The sequence below is a fragment of the Lentzea kentuckyensis genome (genome assembly GCF_002150765.1).
GTDB classification, from domain to species: domain Bacteria; phylum Actinomycetota; class Actinomycetes; order Mycobacteriales; family Pseudonocardiaceae; genus Lentzea; species Lentzea kentuckyensis.
Genome location: NZ_MUYM01000045.1, coordinates 1 through 304, shown reverse-complemented (window position 1 = coordinate 304; position 304 = coordinate 1). Strand labels below are relative to the sequence as shown.

The 304-nt window shown below is 70.4% G+C and carries 1 protein-coding gene; it reads right to left on the bottom strand.

From position 1 onward, the window contains the following. The coding region (locus tag B0F77_RS48025; protein ID WP_281252535.1) for a CocE/NonD family hydrolase at window positions 1-267 on the bottom strand (267 nt) is incomplete at its 3' end. Window positions 268-304 lie beyond the last annotated feature (37 nt).

Below are 304 nucleotides of genomic sequence, written 5' to 3'. Positions count from 1 at the left end.
GCCGCGCGGCACGTTCGTCGCCGCCATCTCGGCGCCCAGCCCGTAGTAGGGGCTGGCTTCCATCACGATCGGCACGCGCCCGGCCGTGTCCGGCCGCATGACGTCCGCGGCGATCCGGTCGAGCTTCCCGTCCGCGTCACTGTCGATTGTGGACTCGACGTACACCGTCTCGGTGATCGCGGCAGGGGCCGCGGTCGCGTTCGAGACAGGCGTGATGATCGTCGCGGCCGTGAGCAGGGCGGCCGCGACGAGATTGACCCTTCGCATGAGTTCCTCCGTCGGAGGGCCCGGTCAAGCAGCAGGG